At 48.5% G+C, this 15,725-nt stretch carries 11 protein-coding genes; 1 reads left to right on the top strand and 10 read right to left on the bottom strand.

Features of this window, described 5'->3' with window-relative positions; genetic code table 11:
* The first annotated feature begins 44 nt into the window (after window positions 1-44).
* Window positions 45-680 (top strand): beta-phosphoglucomutase, encoded by a 636-nt coding sequence (gene pgmB / locus IYN85_RS00870; RefSeq protein ID WP_196156975.1) that lies wholly within the window; start codon window positions 45-47, stop codon window positions 678-680.
* Window positions 681-1,110: 430 nt separating this feature from the next.
* Here pgmB and IYN85_RS00865 read toward each other — a convergent pair whose 3' ends face one another.
* The 10 genes from IYN85_RS00865 to egtB form a co-directional block, all read right to left on the bottom strand.
* The gene (locus IYN85_RS00865; RefSeq protein ID WP_196156974.1) at window positions 1,111-2,061 is read right to left on the bottom strand and encodes a hypothetical protein; all 951 of its coding nucleotides are present in this window, start codon (window positions 2,059-2,061) and stop codon (window positions 1,111-1,113) included.
* Window positions 2,062-2,397: 336 nt separating this feature from the next.
* A complete protein-coding gene (locus IYN85_RS00860) occupies window positions 2,398-3,465 on the bottom strand; it encodes a LacI family DNA-binding transcriptional regulator (protein ID WP_196156973.1) in 1,068 nt (355 codons plus the stop codon).
* Window positions 3,465-5,069: an alpha-glucosidase gene (locus IYN85_RS00855; RefSeq protein WP_196156972.1), complete on the bottom strand. Its 1,605-nt coding sequence runs from the start codon at window positions 5,067-5,069 to the stop codon at window positions 3,465-3,467. Before IYN85_RS00855 ends, IYN85_RS00860 begins: the two co-directional genes overlap by 1 nt.
* Window positions 5,070-5,072: 3 nt before the next feature.
* Window positions 5,073-6,227, bottom strand: coding sequence for a carbohydrate ABC transporter permease (locus tag IYN85_RS00850; RefSeq protein ID WP_370592128.1), 1,155 nt, complete (start codon window positions 6,225-6,227; stop codon window positions 5,073-5,075).
* 10 nt (window positions 6,228-6,237) lie between these two features.
* Window positions 6,238-7,242 carry a carbohydrate ABC transporter permease gene (locus IYN85_RS00845; RefSeq protein WP_196156971.1) on the bottom strand — a complete coding sequence of 335 codons (1,005 nt, stop codon included), beginning with the start codon at window positions 7,240-7,242 and terminating at the stop codon, window positions 6,238-6,240.
* Window positions 7,243-7,307: 65 nt separating this feature from the next.
* A complete protein-coding gene (locus tag IYN85_RS00840) occupies window positions 7,308-8,666 on the bottom strand; it encodes an ABC transporter substrate-binding protein (RefSeq protein ID WP_196156970.1) in 1,359 nt (452 codons plus the stop codon).
* Between the two features lie 517 nt (window positions 8,667-9,183).
* Complete coding sequence (locus tag IYN85_RS00835) at window positions 9,184-9,936, bottom strand: ABC transporter substrate-binding protein (RefSeq protein ID WP_196156969.1); 753 nt, start codon at window positions 9,934-9,936, stop codon at window positions 9,184-9,186.
* A 119-nt stretch (window positions 9,937-10,055) separates the two neighbouring features.
* Window positions 10,056-12,980: a hypothetical protein gene (locus IYN85_RS00830; protein WP_196156968.1), complete on the bottom strand. Its 2,925-nt coding sequence runs from the start codon at window positions 12,978-12,980 to the stop codon at window positions 10,056-10,058.
* A gap of 132 nt (window positions 12,981-13,112) precedes the next feature.
* On the bottom strand, window positions 13,113-14,084 hold the full coding sequence (gene egtD / locus IYN85_RS00825; protein ID WP_196156967.1) for an L-histidine N(alpha)-methyltransferase: 972 nt from the start codon (window positions 14,082-14,084) through the stop codon (window positions 13,113-13,115).
* Window positions 14,077-15,336 carry an ergothioneine biosynthesis protein EgtB gene (gene egtB / locus IYN85_RS00820; protein WP_196156966.1) on the bottom strand — a complete coding sequence of 420 codons (1,260 nt, stop codon included), beginning with the start codon at window positions 15,334-15,336 and terminating at the stop codon, window positions 14,077-14,079. The genes egtD and egtB overlap by 8 nt, the downstream gene beginning before the upstream one ends.
* Window positions 15,337-15,725: the final 389 nt, after the last annotated feature.

The following is a 15,725-nucleotide window of genomic DNA, read 5'->3' as shown; positions in this document are numbered from 1 at the left end:
ACACAAACAACAACTTAACTGCCAGCCTGATTAGGGTAACAAACATGATAGACAGCAGCGCATATTCAGCCGCCATCTTTGACCTCGACGGAGTGATCACCGACACCGCCCCTCTGCATTTTCAGGCGTGGAAAGCCACCGCAGACAAATTGGGGATCGAGTTTAATCACGCTGACAACGAACAACTTAAAGGCGTCGACCGGATGGCATCCATGGAATTCATTCTGAAATTGGGTAATCGGAAGGTTAGCGACCCTGAGAAAATCGCGCTGGCCGACGAAAAAAATAGCTACTACCGACAGCTACTGCAACAGCTTACGTCGAAAGACGTACTTCCGGGAGTGCGGACCTACCTGCAAAATCTACGCGCCCAGGGCATTAAAATCGGATTGGCATCCGCAAGTCGAAATGCACCAGATATCCTGCACGCCTTACAGCTCACCGACAGTTTTGACCACATCGCCAACCCTTCATTGGCACGCAGCAAACCTGCACCAGATATTTTCCTGTATGCCGCCTATGGCTTAGGCGTACACCCGGAAAACTGCATAGCCTTCGAAGATGCTGTTGCTGGATTAAAGGCTATTAAGGCGGCGGGTATGTTTGCCGTTTCTGTTGGAGATTCAACCTTGGAAGCGCACAGCGATTCCCACCTCAACAGCTTCATAGAGTGTTGCTAGGCAATGCTGGGTTTGTCCCGGCCGCTGGCCGGGACTTTTTTTAAGAAGCGCAGAAAGACTGACATTAAACCTGCGAATGAAATAGCGCGAAAACTCGCTTTCGATCTACCTAAGTACCAAAAATGTACATTTACTGAATGAACAATACGTTAATAACTCGAAATGAAATCCTAGGCCACCTCTGCATAGTGCCCATCTAGCTTAGCGAGTTCGGAAATTCGCAAGTTTCGAGGTAACATTCACTATCTTGGCAATGGACTAAACAAAGGATTTTACTATTTCGACCCCGCCCTTCGGATCTATCAGATTAAAAACTGAGCACTGCTGCACGCTGTAAAAGAACTCGCTATTACCTGCAACAAACGCGTCGCGCCTTCCTTGATCAGACAGGGCTGAGGAGCTTTGAATCCATCAAAGGGCCCCCTAAGTTCTAATAGGCACTTACACTTTGTAAATAATTTTCAACCAAGATTGTCGAATCAATCTTTCTATTGATATGAATTCTCCACGAATCGGAATAAGGCAGAAAAACATCATCTTTTGACTTTGGCCCAAAATCCCATAGCCCATCCTCAAGCCTATTGATCTTGAGCCAATTACAAACAGGCTCGCTGTATTTTTTGTATGAAGGAAATCTGCTTAAGAAATAATGTGACCATATAAATCTTACTGCATTCCGGGACATAAATTCCGAGGGAATTGAGTCTAATTTCCCGCAACTTGTTAAATAGTACAACCCCTTATCCCCACCCAAAATGTGTTTTATAAATCTATTTTCGGTTTTTGGCTCCAATCGACCTCTAGCAATTGAAACAACATGGAAGCACTCCAAGTTCCAGACTCTTTTTCCTGCATCAACCTTAAATATCTTTTTAAATGCTGCCAGATAATCTCGGTAATTGAACTCCTGCTGGGTGAAACTTTGGGTTATTAGCATCGCCCATTTATCTGCAACCCGATTTGCAATACTACTTGAGTTATCAATTTCTAACATCCAGGCAGCGGAAAACAATTCGTTTATTTCTCTCCAATCACTAAGGTTTTCTTTATCATCACGATAATCAATTTCTCGAAGCAAATATTTTTCCATATAACTAAAGGCTCTCCTCAACGGGAGATCATCTTTCCCTAATCCAAGTATAAGCAATCGCTTAACAGCATTTTCGGTTGTAATTTTTTTAATGGAGCGAGTGCTTAATGTATGAAATCTATCCCAGGAGCCATCTTCCAACTGCTGGCCAGTTATTTTCGCAACCTGTTTAGATTTCAATCTACTATTTCGTACAGCAGAATCAGCGATGAGCTCACCTTGTATCTGCTCTTTGAAGATACAAAAAGGAACTGGATCCATTTTAAATTTCACTAGGTTAGAATTTTTCATTAATCTGCTTAATTCCCTTCAATCACTGTCAACTGCTACTAGCCAATAAAAGTAAGTACTCCTAGTAATACGATTAGCAGAATCCGATTAATCTCTTTAAGATCGACATACCCAAATCCATTGCATAATGCCGTCTTTGGCGATGGTAAAGGTTTTCAATATACTTAAAGATACTCAACCTAAGATCACTTTTCGAGCAATATTCTATGCTATGGAACTGCTCAACCTTCAATCGGTTGTAGACTGGTGGATTTGGCGCTCTCCTGACTGAACTCTAAGGCGACGAATGCCGTCCGATCGCACGGCTTCGAAGCAAAATAATGCCTAGGGAGAGCCTTAAGCGGTTGTTTCCCGGTCAATGTAGGTGACCGGTAATACCCGTGAACTGAAGTTATCTGGCGACAGCACCATCATGGCAGCTAACTGACCTTTTTCGAACGAAGGCTGTTGCACGGTCGATAAGGTTGGGTGTGAACGGACCGTTTCAGGGATGCCATCGAAGCCAACGATTTTCAGATCTTCCGGCACACGGATGCCCAATTCACGGGCAACTGAAAGAGCGGCCAATGCGAGCTGGTCGGACTGACACAACAGACCTTTGGGCACCGGGGTATTCATCAGTGCGTTGCGCGCTGCCTTTACCCCTTCGTTCCAGGTACTTTCGGGTGTACTCCAAATATGATCATTGGAAATCTCAATGCCAGCTTCTTTAGCAGCGTCGAGATAACCGTCCAAACGCTGACGGGACACGGACATCTCGAAGTCATGTAATTGGTGATTATCAAGCCGCAAAAATTTATCGGTCAAGGTCAAGCGCAAGCCTATAATGGCTATGTCTTGGCCGACCTTGGCGAACAAACGCTGGGCACTTTCTTTGGCACCGCGGTAGTTGTCGACGTTCAGTGCCAGGTGGTTCGGCAAACTGAAATCGACCGTAACAATGGGTTTGCGCTGAGCTTCAATACGGGGCAACAGAACAAGGTCTCTCGGCGGTCCGTAGATAATGTACCGGTCAGGAATAGCCTCAAGGCTCGATTGCGCGTAAAACTCCTGCCGTCCGGGCATCAACAACAGATTCTTTTTCTGTTCATCCAACACCGAAGCGACACCTTCCAGAAACTCAATGGCGCAACTGTCTTTGAAATTGTAGGACATGTTTTCGGCCAGCATGACACCCACCACACCGGTACTGCCAGTACGCAAACTGCGGGCGGCAGGGTTTGGTCCGAAATAGCCTAATTTTTCGCATTCTCTGAGGATTCGGGAACGCAATTCAACCGACAGCTGATCCGGCCGGTTGAACGCATTGGAAATGGTGGCGGTAGAAACCCCGAGCTTTTCCGAGACCTCCTTAACAGTCAGTCGCGGTGGCGGTGCTTTTTTGTCGGGATTTTTACGGCTCATTACTGCAATTTCTTTTCATATATTTTATATGAGAAGGCTTCAACAACGTGAGGATGCTGCGCACCTGACACCTGGGTATAGCCTTCCGGTTCGGGGACCTCGAACCGCTGATCAGAAAGATTGACCATGACGAGGACAGCTTGCGACGCGTCCTGACGCACATAGGCCAACACGTTCGCGTCGGTAGGATACCATTCAAAGCTGCCCTGCACTATCGCCGGCTGATGCGCTCGCCAAGCCAACAATCGCGCCGTAAACTGAAACATGGAATCGTCGTCTGCCTGTTGCGCCAAGGCGGGTTGCGCCGCATGCCGCGGGTCAATAGGCAACCAGGTTTGTGCCCCCTGATTAAAACCGCTATTAACGCTGGTATCCCACGCGATTGGCGTTCGGCAGCCATCACGACCCTTGTACTCAGGCCAGAATTCGACACCAAACGGATCCTGGAGTTGTTCAAACTGAACATCACCTTCTGCGAACCCCAGCTCTTCACCTTGATACAGGCAGACACTGCCGCGCAGCGTCAGCAGAAAAACCAACATGGCTTCTGCCTGAGAACGAATGACATCACCAGACGGACTCCAGCGTGAGGCACTGCGTATCACGTCGTGATTGCTGATCGCCAAACAGGGCCAGCCGCTCACCAATTTAGCATTCAATTGATCAATGGTCTGACGTATATAATCCGCCGAATGCTTTTCACCCAAGAGTTCGAAGGTATAGGCCATGTGCAGCTTATCGCGACCTTCGGTATAGGCTGCCATGATATCCAGTGCGTGTGGCGCACCAATTTCACCGACGGTTGTCGAGCCAGGGTATTTATCTAATACGCTACGCAATCGCTGCAGAAACTGTAAATTATCCGGACGACACATCTGATTCATGTGATGCTGTCGCGCAAATGGATTGGTTTCCGCAATGCCCACAAACATTTTGTCTGGTGTGTCCGCGATTTCATTGTCAGCCAAGCTGGCATCATGAAAATACATGTTAACCACGTCTAGGCGGAATCCATCGACACCAATGTCCAACCAAAAACGCGCGGCGTCCAGGATGGCGTCCTGCACGTCCCGATTATGGAAGTTTAAATCCGGCTGACTGGTTAAAAAATTATGCAGATAGTATTGCTGACGGCGCGTGTCCCACTGCCAGGCAGAGCCACCAAATAACGATAACCAGTTGTTCGGTGGGGTACCATCTGCTTTAGCGTCAGCCCAGACATACCAATCGGCTTTGGCATTGGTCCTGTTCTGTCGGCTTTCAGCAAACCAGGCGTGCTGATCCGAAGTATGACTGTACACCTGATCGATAATTACCTTTAACTTACGATCGTGCGCTTGTGCCACCAACTGCTTGAAATCCTCAATATCGCCAAACAACGGATCCACATCGCAGTAATCAGCGACGTCATAACCGAAGTCTTTCATTGGCGAGGTAAAAAAGGGCGATAACCAGATGGCATCCACACCCAGGGCCGCAATGTAGTCGAGCCTGCTGATGATGCCGGGAATGTCTCCGACACCATCGTTGTTCGCATCACAAAAACTACGTGGGTAAATCTGATAGATAACGGCACCGCGCCACCAGTCATTGGTTACAGTCACGCATCAACCCCCTTTCACCGAACCAGCGAGCAGACCACGGACAAAATATTTCTGCATCGACAGGAATACCACAATCGGTACAGCAATAGAGATGAAGGCACCACTGGTGAGAATCTCCCAGTTGTCGCCACGTGAACCTAACAGTTCAATCAATTGCTGCGTCATTACCGTCTTACCTTCGCCCTGTCCAAGGAACACAGCGGCAACCAACAGATCATTCCATACCCAGAGAAACTGGAAAATGGCAAAGGACGCTAAAGCGGGCATCGATAAAGGCAGAATCATTTTCATGAAGATCTGAAAATGCGTGGCGCCGTCCATATAGGCAGACTCTATGATATCTTTAGGCAAACTAGCCATGTAATTGCGTAACAGATAAATTGCCAAAGGCAACCCAAAGCCGGTGTGCGCCAACCAAACTGTGATGTAAGACTTGGAAGGCATTCCGGTGATGGCGCCAATATCCGCAAACAACCGCAAAACAGGGATTAAGCTCATTTGCAGTGGCACAACAATCAAACCAATAATCATCGCGAGGAAAAACAAACGTCCTTTAAACCGCATCCAGGCCAAAGCGTAAGCAGCAAATGCGGCGATTAGAATAGGGATAAAGGTCGCAGGAATCGTCACCGTAAAGGTATTGATAAAAGCTCGACCGACCCCTTCGGATTTTAAGACTTCACGGTAATTATCCAGTGTGAATCTCGGAGGTGTTTTCACCTGATAAAACACTCGGGGCCCGCGATTGTGCGTGAACGGCTCATCGTTAACCCATTCGATGGAACCATCTTCATTGACAGTCATTTGACTACCATCATCCAGTGTCATGGTTTCCCCGGCGGCAAAATCACTTAGGGTTTTGGCGGTAGGCCCCCAGGTTGAAATGATGGCCTTAGATTGGTCATCGAATATTTCATCAACGATCAGATAACCATTGTCCGACGGGGTTTGAACATCCTCTTTCGGTAGTCGATACACTTCCTGGCTTTCACTGGCGGTTAACGCAGACCACCAACCAGACACCGATAATTGATCTTTATCGCGAACAGAGCTGACCAATAAACCGACCGTCGGTATGGTCCATAACATAACCAGGATAATTACCATGGCTTGCTTGGTCACCGCCGCTGTTTTTGTACTATGCGCTTCAATAGACACGGTCAACCCCTTACTGTTCAGTTTCTCGAGCGGATTTAATGTTGTAGATCATCACCGGCAATACAGCGATCATCAGAATAACGGCCACGGTACTGGCGGTACCGGAGTTGGCATTACGGAACATTTCGTTATACATCAGGTTCGCCAGCACCTGCGTGTCCCACTGCCCGTTCGTCATGGCATAAACGATATCGAAGACCTTCAGAACCAGAATGGTAATGGTGGTCCACACCACGACAATGGTTCCCCAAATCTGCGGAATCACGATCTTAAAAAAGATTTCCAGCTCACTGGCACCGTCCAGTGTTGAGGCTTCCAGAGTATCTTCCGGTACGCCGCGAATGGCCGCACCCAGAATGACCATGGCAAAGCCGGTTTGAATCCAGATCAGGATGACCATCAGTAAAATATTGTTCCAGAACGGCACAGCGATCCACGCTTTCGGCTCACCACCAAAGGCAACCACCAGCGCGTTCAAAATACCGATCTGATCCGAGCCGGGGCCACGGTAGTCGTAAACAAATTTCCAGATAATAGAGGCGCCAACAAACGAAATGGCCATTGGTAGAAAGATCAGTGTGCGAGCAATTTTGCCCCACCATATACGGTCAGTTAAATACGCAATCACCAACCCAAACATGGTTGACATTGTTGGTACGATAATCAACCACAGCAAGTTATTAATAATGGACGATTGAAAACCATCACTGGTAAAAGCCCATACATAATTAGTAAACCAAACAAACTCTTCGCCTTCACGGTCCATGAACGAAAGCTGCAACGATTTAAAAACGGGATAAACCAAAAAGACTAACAAAAACGCCAGCGCAGGTCCGACAAAGATCCACGGGCGGATACCTTCTCTGAGCGAGTCGCGTTTGATTTGCTTGTCAGCAGGAGCACCATCAGATGTCAGGAATTTATCCAACAACAGGTTACTGCCGACGTAAAATAGAATACTGCCACCAACAGCAAATACAATTGCTATCGCAGCGTTGACGAGTTGTTGAAACACAACGGCCCCCTACTAATAATTAGCTGTAAAAGGAAAGGAGGGCCGCATGTGCGGCCCTTGAGAACTTACTTGATTGCGTCCCAGCTGTCTTGAATTTCTTCAACAACCTCATCAACAGGAACACCGCTGGTGTAATCCACCATGCCGGTCCAGAAAGAACCCGCACCTACAGCGCCTGGCATCAAGTCAGAACCGTCGAAACGGAATGTGGTTGCGTTCAACAGAATGTCACCCTGACGCTTCAGCGTTTCATCCATATACAGGTCCGTATTCACACCCTTATGAGCCGTTAAGAAGCCACCTTTGGCCATCCACAATTCATGAGCTAACGGTGTTGTCAGGTATTGCAGAACCGCGTCGGTTGCTTTGTTGGCTTTAGCCACTGTGACAACAGTACCCGCCCCCAATACTGGCTTACCTAAGTTCTTGGATGCGAAAGCCGGGAAGTAGAAGAAATCGGCATCTTCACCGACTACGGTACCTTCAGGGAAGAACGCAGGAATAAAGCTTGCTTGACGATGCATCATACAATCAGCTGGAACACTGAACAGACCTTTAGGGCTGTCACGGAAATCCGTCGTCGATACCGCTGCGGCCCCACCGGCAACATAGGTATCATTCAATGCAAACTTACCAAAGGTTTCAATGGCTTCGACAACTTTCGGATCGGTAAATTTCAGGTCATTGGTGACCCAACGGTCATAATCAGCAGGAGACTGCGTGCGCAACATCATGTCTTCAACCCAGTCGGTTGCTGGCCAACCGGTAGCAGCACCAGAACCCAGACCGATACACCAAGGTGTGTTGCCGTCTTTCACCATTTTGTCTGATAGCGCAATCAACTCTTCCATGGTTTCAGGCACTTCGTAGCCATTGTCTTCAAAGTTATCTGGTGAGTACCAGACCAAACTTTTCAGGTCGACACGGAAGAATACGCCATAGAAATTATCTTTACCGCTTTTGTCTGCGTAAGTCGCCAAATCGATCCAAGAGTCCGCTGCTGCATAGTTCTTCTTCACAGCATCACGCACTTTGGTATCGACAGGTTGCAACAAACCACGAGAAGCCAAATCAGCTGCCAAACCCGGTTGAGGGAAAACTGCTATGTTTGGCGGTGTACCCGCTTGTGTATCAATAACGATTTGCTGTTCAAAGCTATCTGAACCGGTGTATTCAACTTTTGCACCGGTCGCCTGTTCAAAATAAGACAAGATACCCTGAAAAATAGCGTTTTCCGGCGCTAACCAAGGGCCTGAAATCGTCACTGTCTGCCCAGAAAGATCCATTTTGCTGAAAGCATCCAGAGATTCCCAGTGATAATCACCGGAGCCTTTGGCTGGCATATGACCAGCAGCCATCACGGTGCCTGCCATTGCGGTGGTCAGCGCGACAGCCAGCGCATTTCTTCGTAGAACTTTTTTCATCGTAATCACCTATTTTTGTTGTATTTCTATCATCTGAGCCCAGGCTCTATTGAAAACTGTGCACCATTTGCGTGAATAATCTTAAACGATTAAGAAAATTTTAAAAGACCTTTATTATACTAAAATGTAATTTATAAGCTTTGTTATATCAGTGAAAACGCTAAAGACTGAAATTCAGCCACTACATAATTTTAACTTAACAGCTATTTTTCTTTATCGATTAACCTAAAACACACTAGCCAGAGCCCTGATTTGGAATAAGGGCACCTAGACTTGAGTCTTACAGCATAAGAAGGAGCATAGATCAAAATAAGAACTCTGCTGTCAAAACGTTTCAACCTGGTGTGGCATGCGACTAAAGTCTAATGCGTTAAGAAGATGGCCTTTTTTGAGGTACAGGTGCTTCAGTTGATTCAATTCAGCCCTGTGCAACCGAAATCAGGGTGAGGCATGTCACGAAGAGAATGAGTAATTCTCTTCAAATTCACGATGCCGCTTAAGAATTTTTGGCTTCTGGCTATGGCTTTATTGGCGATACATCAGGACTCTCTAGGAACATCAGGCTTTCGTATTGACCAGTGGCCTGAAGGTACCTCAAACCCGCATCGAGGGCATCCGCCAGCTCCGCACTTCTGGACGAATGCTTAGCAAACAATACAAAATAGGTATTCACCTCCACAGCCCTTGAGTGATAGGTCAGTCGCTGTAATTGATCGGTTGTAAACAGCCGCCGCGCCGTCGTCAAACCGACCAGTCTGGAGGTTTGATACACATCGATACGACCCGCCATCAACATTCTAAATGCGGCTTCTTCAGTTTCAATCAGCTCAGCCTGTATACCCAAACGCCGGTAGACCTCCTGTTGTTTGAAGCCAACCACCACACCGACACGATATTTGCCAATGTCTGTTAAAGCCTGCCAGTCAAACGGCGTTGATTTCAGGTGAAAGAAAACCCCGTTATCCTGAACCAGAGGGACAGAATGAATGAGAAAATCATCTCGTCGCTGCTGAGTAGAGTTCCAGGGAAAAGTGCCATCATATTCGCCCTGTCGGACGTATTCGTAACTACGCTTCCAGGGAAAATAATCAAACGTGACTGAAAGATGCTGCGAGGCATACGCCTCGCGAATTAGCCGCTCCAACAGCCTAGCCTGGGGATCGAACTCGGAAACATAAGGAGGCCAATCACCGATGGCAAATCGCACGAGGGGCTTGGCTTCGACGACCTGAGAGAAAAATATTAAAACGACTAAAAATACAGCTCGCATAGCATTCACCTACAACTCAAGGGTCAAATTTCGCTGATGCATACAAACAGTATAGTCGGTCGTGACGCAAACAGGCCGGCCCAGCTAATGATCCCGACCTGTTCAATCAGTTCATGACGCTAAAAACGAAACGGCAACTCAAACACATCCTGCTCGGTCGCAGTGACAATGCGCAGGCTATTCAGCTCGTCACGAAAGGGAATGGTCACCAACCAATAGCCATCACTCTGGTAGTTCAAAGTAGACGGAGCAATGCGTTCTCCGTACTCATTGATGCCATGAACAGCGATCAAGTTACTCAAATCCCCCCTTAGTTCGAAGTGATACCCGGCAAAGGTACCCCGGCTGACGTTATCGAGCGTCACATCTACGCCATTTACCTGCTTGGTTTTCCATAAGTCGTTAAATGGGTAGTCCTGATTTGTCAGCGTCAGAGGCATTCGCAGGGTAAGCTTTCCAGCAAAGTTTTTAAACGGCTGTCCGGCCTTGTAGCCTGCATCGAATTCAAAATTCACCACGCCGAAAGGCTGTTGCCGAACGGTCTGACTGGGCAGCAAACGAACTCCTTCTTCATCTTGGCGATACGGAAACCGCACCGGTACAAATTGCTCAACCGCTTCTTGATCGGACAATTGATAGCTCAGTGACGACATGGACGCATACAGCTCAATCCACAACGGCAGGTTCACATGAGCTTGAGGATTGTTATTCCAACCGTCAGGGTTATGAGTAACAAACAGTTTGACACCAGGCCAGGCTTTATTTGCGACAGCGCGTTGAGTAGGATCATCCATCGACCATTGATCCGGCGTGGCTTTGACTAAACGCATATCGACAAACTGGTACTGATTCCATTTTGCACGTTGCACAGGGGTATAGGACAGCGCGAACGGATGAACCGCATCATCACCCTCGCCTTCGCGGACAAAAATATTGTCCAAAACGAATTCAACGCTACGCTGTTCAAAACCATTGGCGATATACAGCTCAATAGCAGACACCTCGCCGCGATAGCTCTGATCGGATAACGCACCAAAAGTTGACTTCCAACCCTCGCGCAGAACCTGACCTTGAGAATTCAGGCCACGCACTTCTAATAACTGATCCGCCTTACCGGTCACTTTGTAGCGCACACTGCTGCGCCCCAAAGCGACAATCTCAATCTGGGTTCCTGCAAAGGAAGCCATCGCGCCCGCTTTCAGCTCTACAGGCAGTTTCTGCACCGAAACCGGATAACCCAACTGGTAGCGTCCGCGCACCTGGCTGATATCAGACACATTGGTATCAGCGGATAGCCGAACTCGTTTGGTCGCCGAGGCTTGCTCAAAAAAAGCAGTTCCCTGGGTTTCGGGTTCATGATTTTTAACACCAAAAAACGCAGGATTGGTAACGCAAAGTTCATCCCGGAGCAGACTGCCCCCCTGGCGATCCAGTACGTCGTCAATCATCAGCGAATAACGAAACAACTCGCCCAATCCGGAGGTATCTTCAAGGGTGGGTAGCGCCGCTTTAGCGTCGACAGCCATTTCCAGAAAATCACTGTCGAGCATTCGGATACCCTGCACATCCACCGCGAAGGGACCATTGGTAAACAGAGGCTTGCCACCGTATTCTGGCACGTCGAAGCTTGGCAATTGCGCCAGACTGATGGGCCGGTTGTAATTCATCGGTTTGTCGTTGATTTCTGTCTCACCAGCGCCAACACTGACCATGGAACCGCCAAACAGAGAAGCCAAACTGTTTTCCAGACTATGTTTTAAATCACTCAGAGAATGCCGGTTCACCGACCAACTGGCGGCCACCTTGGTGTCGTCAGCACGAATCGATAATTGATTGATCAAAGACGACAGGACATCCGAGGTCACGCGGCTGTTATTTTTAGTGGTTTCGATCCAGCTATTAGCCATGTTACTGGCCTGGGCATTCCAGGCGCTGTCAGCGCTGTTCAGCATAGCGTCCAACCGAACGCCCCGCGCCATAACGTCAACCTGAGCACTCAACGAGAGACTGCTGACACTGGGAATGCTTTTGGCGACTTGGCCACCAATCATTCCGGCAATGCCGGGCAAGGCATTGCTGCTGTCAGTTGGCGAAAAGACCATGGCACTGAGGAATTTGAATTTTTTGAGTTGCTGCCACTGCGCCAGCTGCGTTCCCGCACCGGGCACCGACGTGAGTCTTGACTCAAATTGATTAATGGCGGCAACCGAGGTCGCAAAGACCACCTGATCTTTAATGAGCTTGGCGTAAACAGGCTGAGCACCGGCAACCACCTCAGACGGACATTGGTCCGCATTGACCTGTTTTTTCGGTTGCATCGGAGTAATTCCCTGCTCAGGGTTTCCCATATCAAAATAACGGCTGATCTGCGCACGCCACTGCTCCGGTGAAAAGTGACCCGTGACCACCGCAAGGCCATCAACCCGATTGCCGCCGCTGCTGGCCAGCGCAACAATATATGCCTGATTCAAAGTCAGCTGATCGGTCGCTGCCATGGACAACACATCAACCAGCAGATTAGCATCTGCATCGGGGTTAAAGAAATCCAATACTTGGGTTCTGGTCAGCTGCTCAAGTTTCTTGAGTTGGGAAAAGTCGATATTGGCGACCGCCAATGTTTGATCATGAACCAGCGCGGATTCGACCTGTGAGGCGTTTGGGTCCGGCATCATAAACAACCAATACCAGAGACCACCGGCAGCGCCCAGCAACAGAACCAATACTGCCACGAAAGACCAGACCAGCCGTTTGAAGTGTCGGGCGAATTTCCAGGACGAAGCTTTCTGGGGTTCGGCGACGGTCGGTGACGGAGCATCGGCTACTTCAACGACTTCCAACAGTAAACCTACGGCGGAAAAACGCCCTTTTGCCGAGGCGATCTTATTGACATCCGCGCTGGTCATCAATGAGGTGCGCTTGCCCGCCAGCAGTTTCTTCCGCACAGTCAGCTCGGGCAGTTTGGTTAATTTCATCAACGCCGGAAGTGCGTCTTTCTCATTCACGCCCGGTTTTAATTTACCCAGACTGACTAAACGGTATTTCACTCACATTACCTCAACCAAATAACCCGCTGACATTACTCTGACTGGTCAATGAGCGCAATTTCAGCCATGGCAGGAATGTTCAGACTGTGAAGTATGGCACATAGTCATCCAGCTGATTGCCGCGAACGGCGCTTAGGTTGCGGTTAAAAAATGCACAGAGAACAGATTAGCGTCGTCGGTAAAGCATTCCGTGCTGTCAAAGCCCGCGTTCAGAGCCATCATGCGGAAACCTTCAATGGAAAATTTATAGGAGTTTTCCGTGTGAATGGTTTCGCGCTCTTTAAAAACAAAAGACTGCCCCTGTATCGTCACTGTTTGCGCGACTCGGCTGACCAGATGCATTTCAATGCGGTGCTTCTCGGCGTTATACAGCGCATGGTGCCAGAAATTATCGACGTTCAAGTCTGTATCGTAAGTCGCTTTAATCCTATGCAACAGATTAAGGTTAAACGCAGCTGTGACGCCCTGCCGGTCATTATAAGCCGCCAACAACCGCGGGACGGGCTTCACTAAATCGACACCGATTAACAGAGCATCGCCCGGCGACAACAAACTGCGAATGTGTTTCAGAAAGTGAATGGCATCGGGCATATCAAAATTGCTGATCGTTGAACCTGGGAAAAACACCAATTTTCGGTGCGCCGTTTCATCCGCAAAGGATGCCGGCAATTCGATTGGCGAAAGATAATCCGCAACCACCGGATGCACTTCCAATTCCGGGTATTCCTGCTGCAATGCGTGCGAACTGGATAAAAGAATTTCTTCGCTGATATCAATCGGTGTGTAACTGCGAGGATGTTCAAGTGCGTTGATGAGCTTGCGAATTTTAATACCGGCACCGGACCCGAATTCCAGAATATCCACATAGGGGCCAATCATCCCAGCAACCGTCGGCAGAATATCATCCAGGATTTTCAGCTCGGTTCGCGTGTGGTAATACTCATCGGTCTGACAAATCTGGTCAAACAACTCCGAGCCCTTTTCGTCGTAAAAGTATTTGCAAGGCAGCGATTTCTGCGGTTGCGACAAACCGCCATAGATATCCAGCAGAAACTGATCCGCCGTATTAACCAACGCCTGCCGTTTTACGTTTAACTCAGTCATCTTTTGCGATCCTTATACCGGTGAACTGCCAACGGGCCGTTGCTGGAAAAAAGTTACGATAGCTATCCCGCACATGGTTTGGCGGCGTCGCACAGGAGCCTCCACGCAGGACAAATTGGTTACTCATAAATTTTCCGTTGTATTCGCCAACAGCCCCTTCCGGCGTCTTAAACCCGGGATAAGGCAAATACTGGGAGCCGGTCCATTGCCACAAACAGTTATATAACTGTTGCACGGCGGTGCGTGGTGCTGGAGCGGGTTGCAATTGGTCCGGGTTATAGGTGTGTTGAATATGTGGTTCCACCTGCGCCAGCACTTCCCATTCAAATTCAGTCAGCAAACGCGCCCTTGCCCAATTGGCGTAGGCGTTGGCCTCAAAATAACTGACGTGCGTAACTGGCGCATTCGGATCGACAGGGGTTAAACCAGCCAAGCTATAATGAAACCAATCGCCGTTTCGCGCTTTCCAATACAGTGGCGCCTGAATCGCTTGCTGCTGTTTCCAAGCCCAACCTTCACTAAGCCAATACAGTGGGTTGTCGTAACCACCGTCGAGCATGAAGGCCTGAAATTCTGCATTGGTAATCAGCCGGTCAGCGGCGTTGAACCCATAAAGATAAACCTGGTGCCGCGGGAGTTCATTGTCGAAACTAAACCCACGCCCCCGAAAACCCACTTCATATAGGCCTTCTTCAACAGACACCCAATTTAACGCCGACACTGGCGGAAACGGGTCGACTGGTTTTGTAATCACCGGACTGAGTGGATTGATCGACAGAGCATGCTGAATATCGGTGACTAACAATTCCTGATGTTGCTGCTCATGATGAAGACCCAGCTCCAACAAAGGTGCGAGTGTTTGTTGCACGGTTGCAGGCGGGGACGCCAGCAGTTGATCCATTTGCTGATTCACGTACTGCCGGTAACGCAATACCTCATCTTTTCCGGGGCGCGAAATTAACCCGCGCTGCGGGCGCGGAAACTGCTCACCGACGCTGTTGTAATAGGAATTGAACAGGACTTCATAATGTGGATCGAATACGCGATATTCTGGTAGGAACGGCTTTAATAAAAAGGTTTCAAAAAACCAGGTGGTGTGCGCCAGATGCCATTTTACCGGGCTCGCATCGGGCATAGACTGTATCGTCTGGTCCGCTTCAGAATAGGGTTCGGCCAACCGTTCGCTGTCTTGCCGAACGCGGTGAAAATCCAATATCGCTTCTGTGGGAAGTTCCGTGAGATGCGCTGTCATCTCGCCCCCTTTCTTATTATTCAATAACTGCCTTCAGGCGTCGTACGTGGTTACCCGTATAGGATCACGTCAGTCGCACTTAGTTCACAAAGCCCCCATCCTAAAGTAAAAATGTGTCGATAAAACGACGGGGCGGCATTTTTCGGAAACTAAACCCTTGAGTTTAGACGCAAGTCCCGAATTCGCCACGACTGGGTGGAGATTGGCCTTGGAAGTCACCATCCCTTCGCCAAATTAAAGTCATAAAAGCGATCGTACAAGCCTTTGACCGACGGTGTTATTCCTTACCCACAGGCAGGAAACAGCTTAAATCATTGACTGTTACCGCCCTCTAATTATTTACATCTCTAAACATTCCACCAACGCAGAAAACACACAAAATTCGTCAA

The sequence above is a fragment of the Reinekea sp. G2M2-21 genome (genome assembly GCF_015687175.1).
Classification (GTDB): Bacteria; Pseudomonadota; Gammaproteobacteria; order Pseudomonadales; family Natronospirillaceae; genus Reinekea.
The sequence above is the reverse complement of the archived record's forward strand: the minus strand, read 5'-3'. Positions and strand labels throughout refer to the sequence as shown.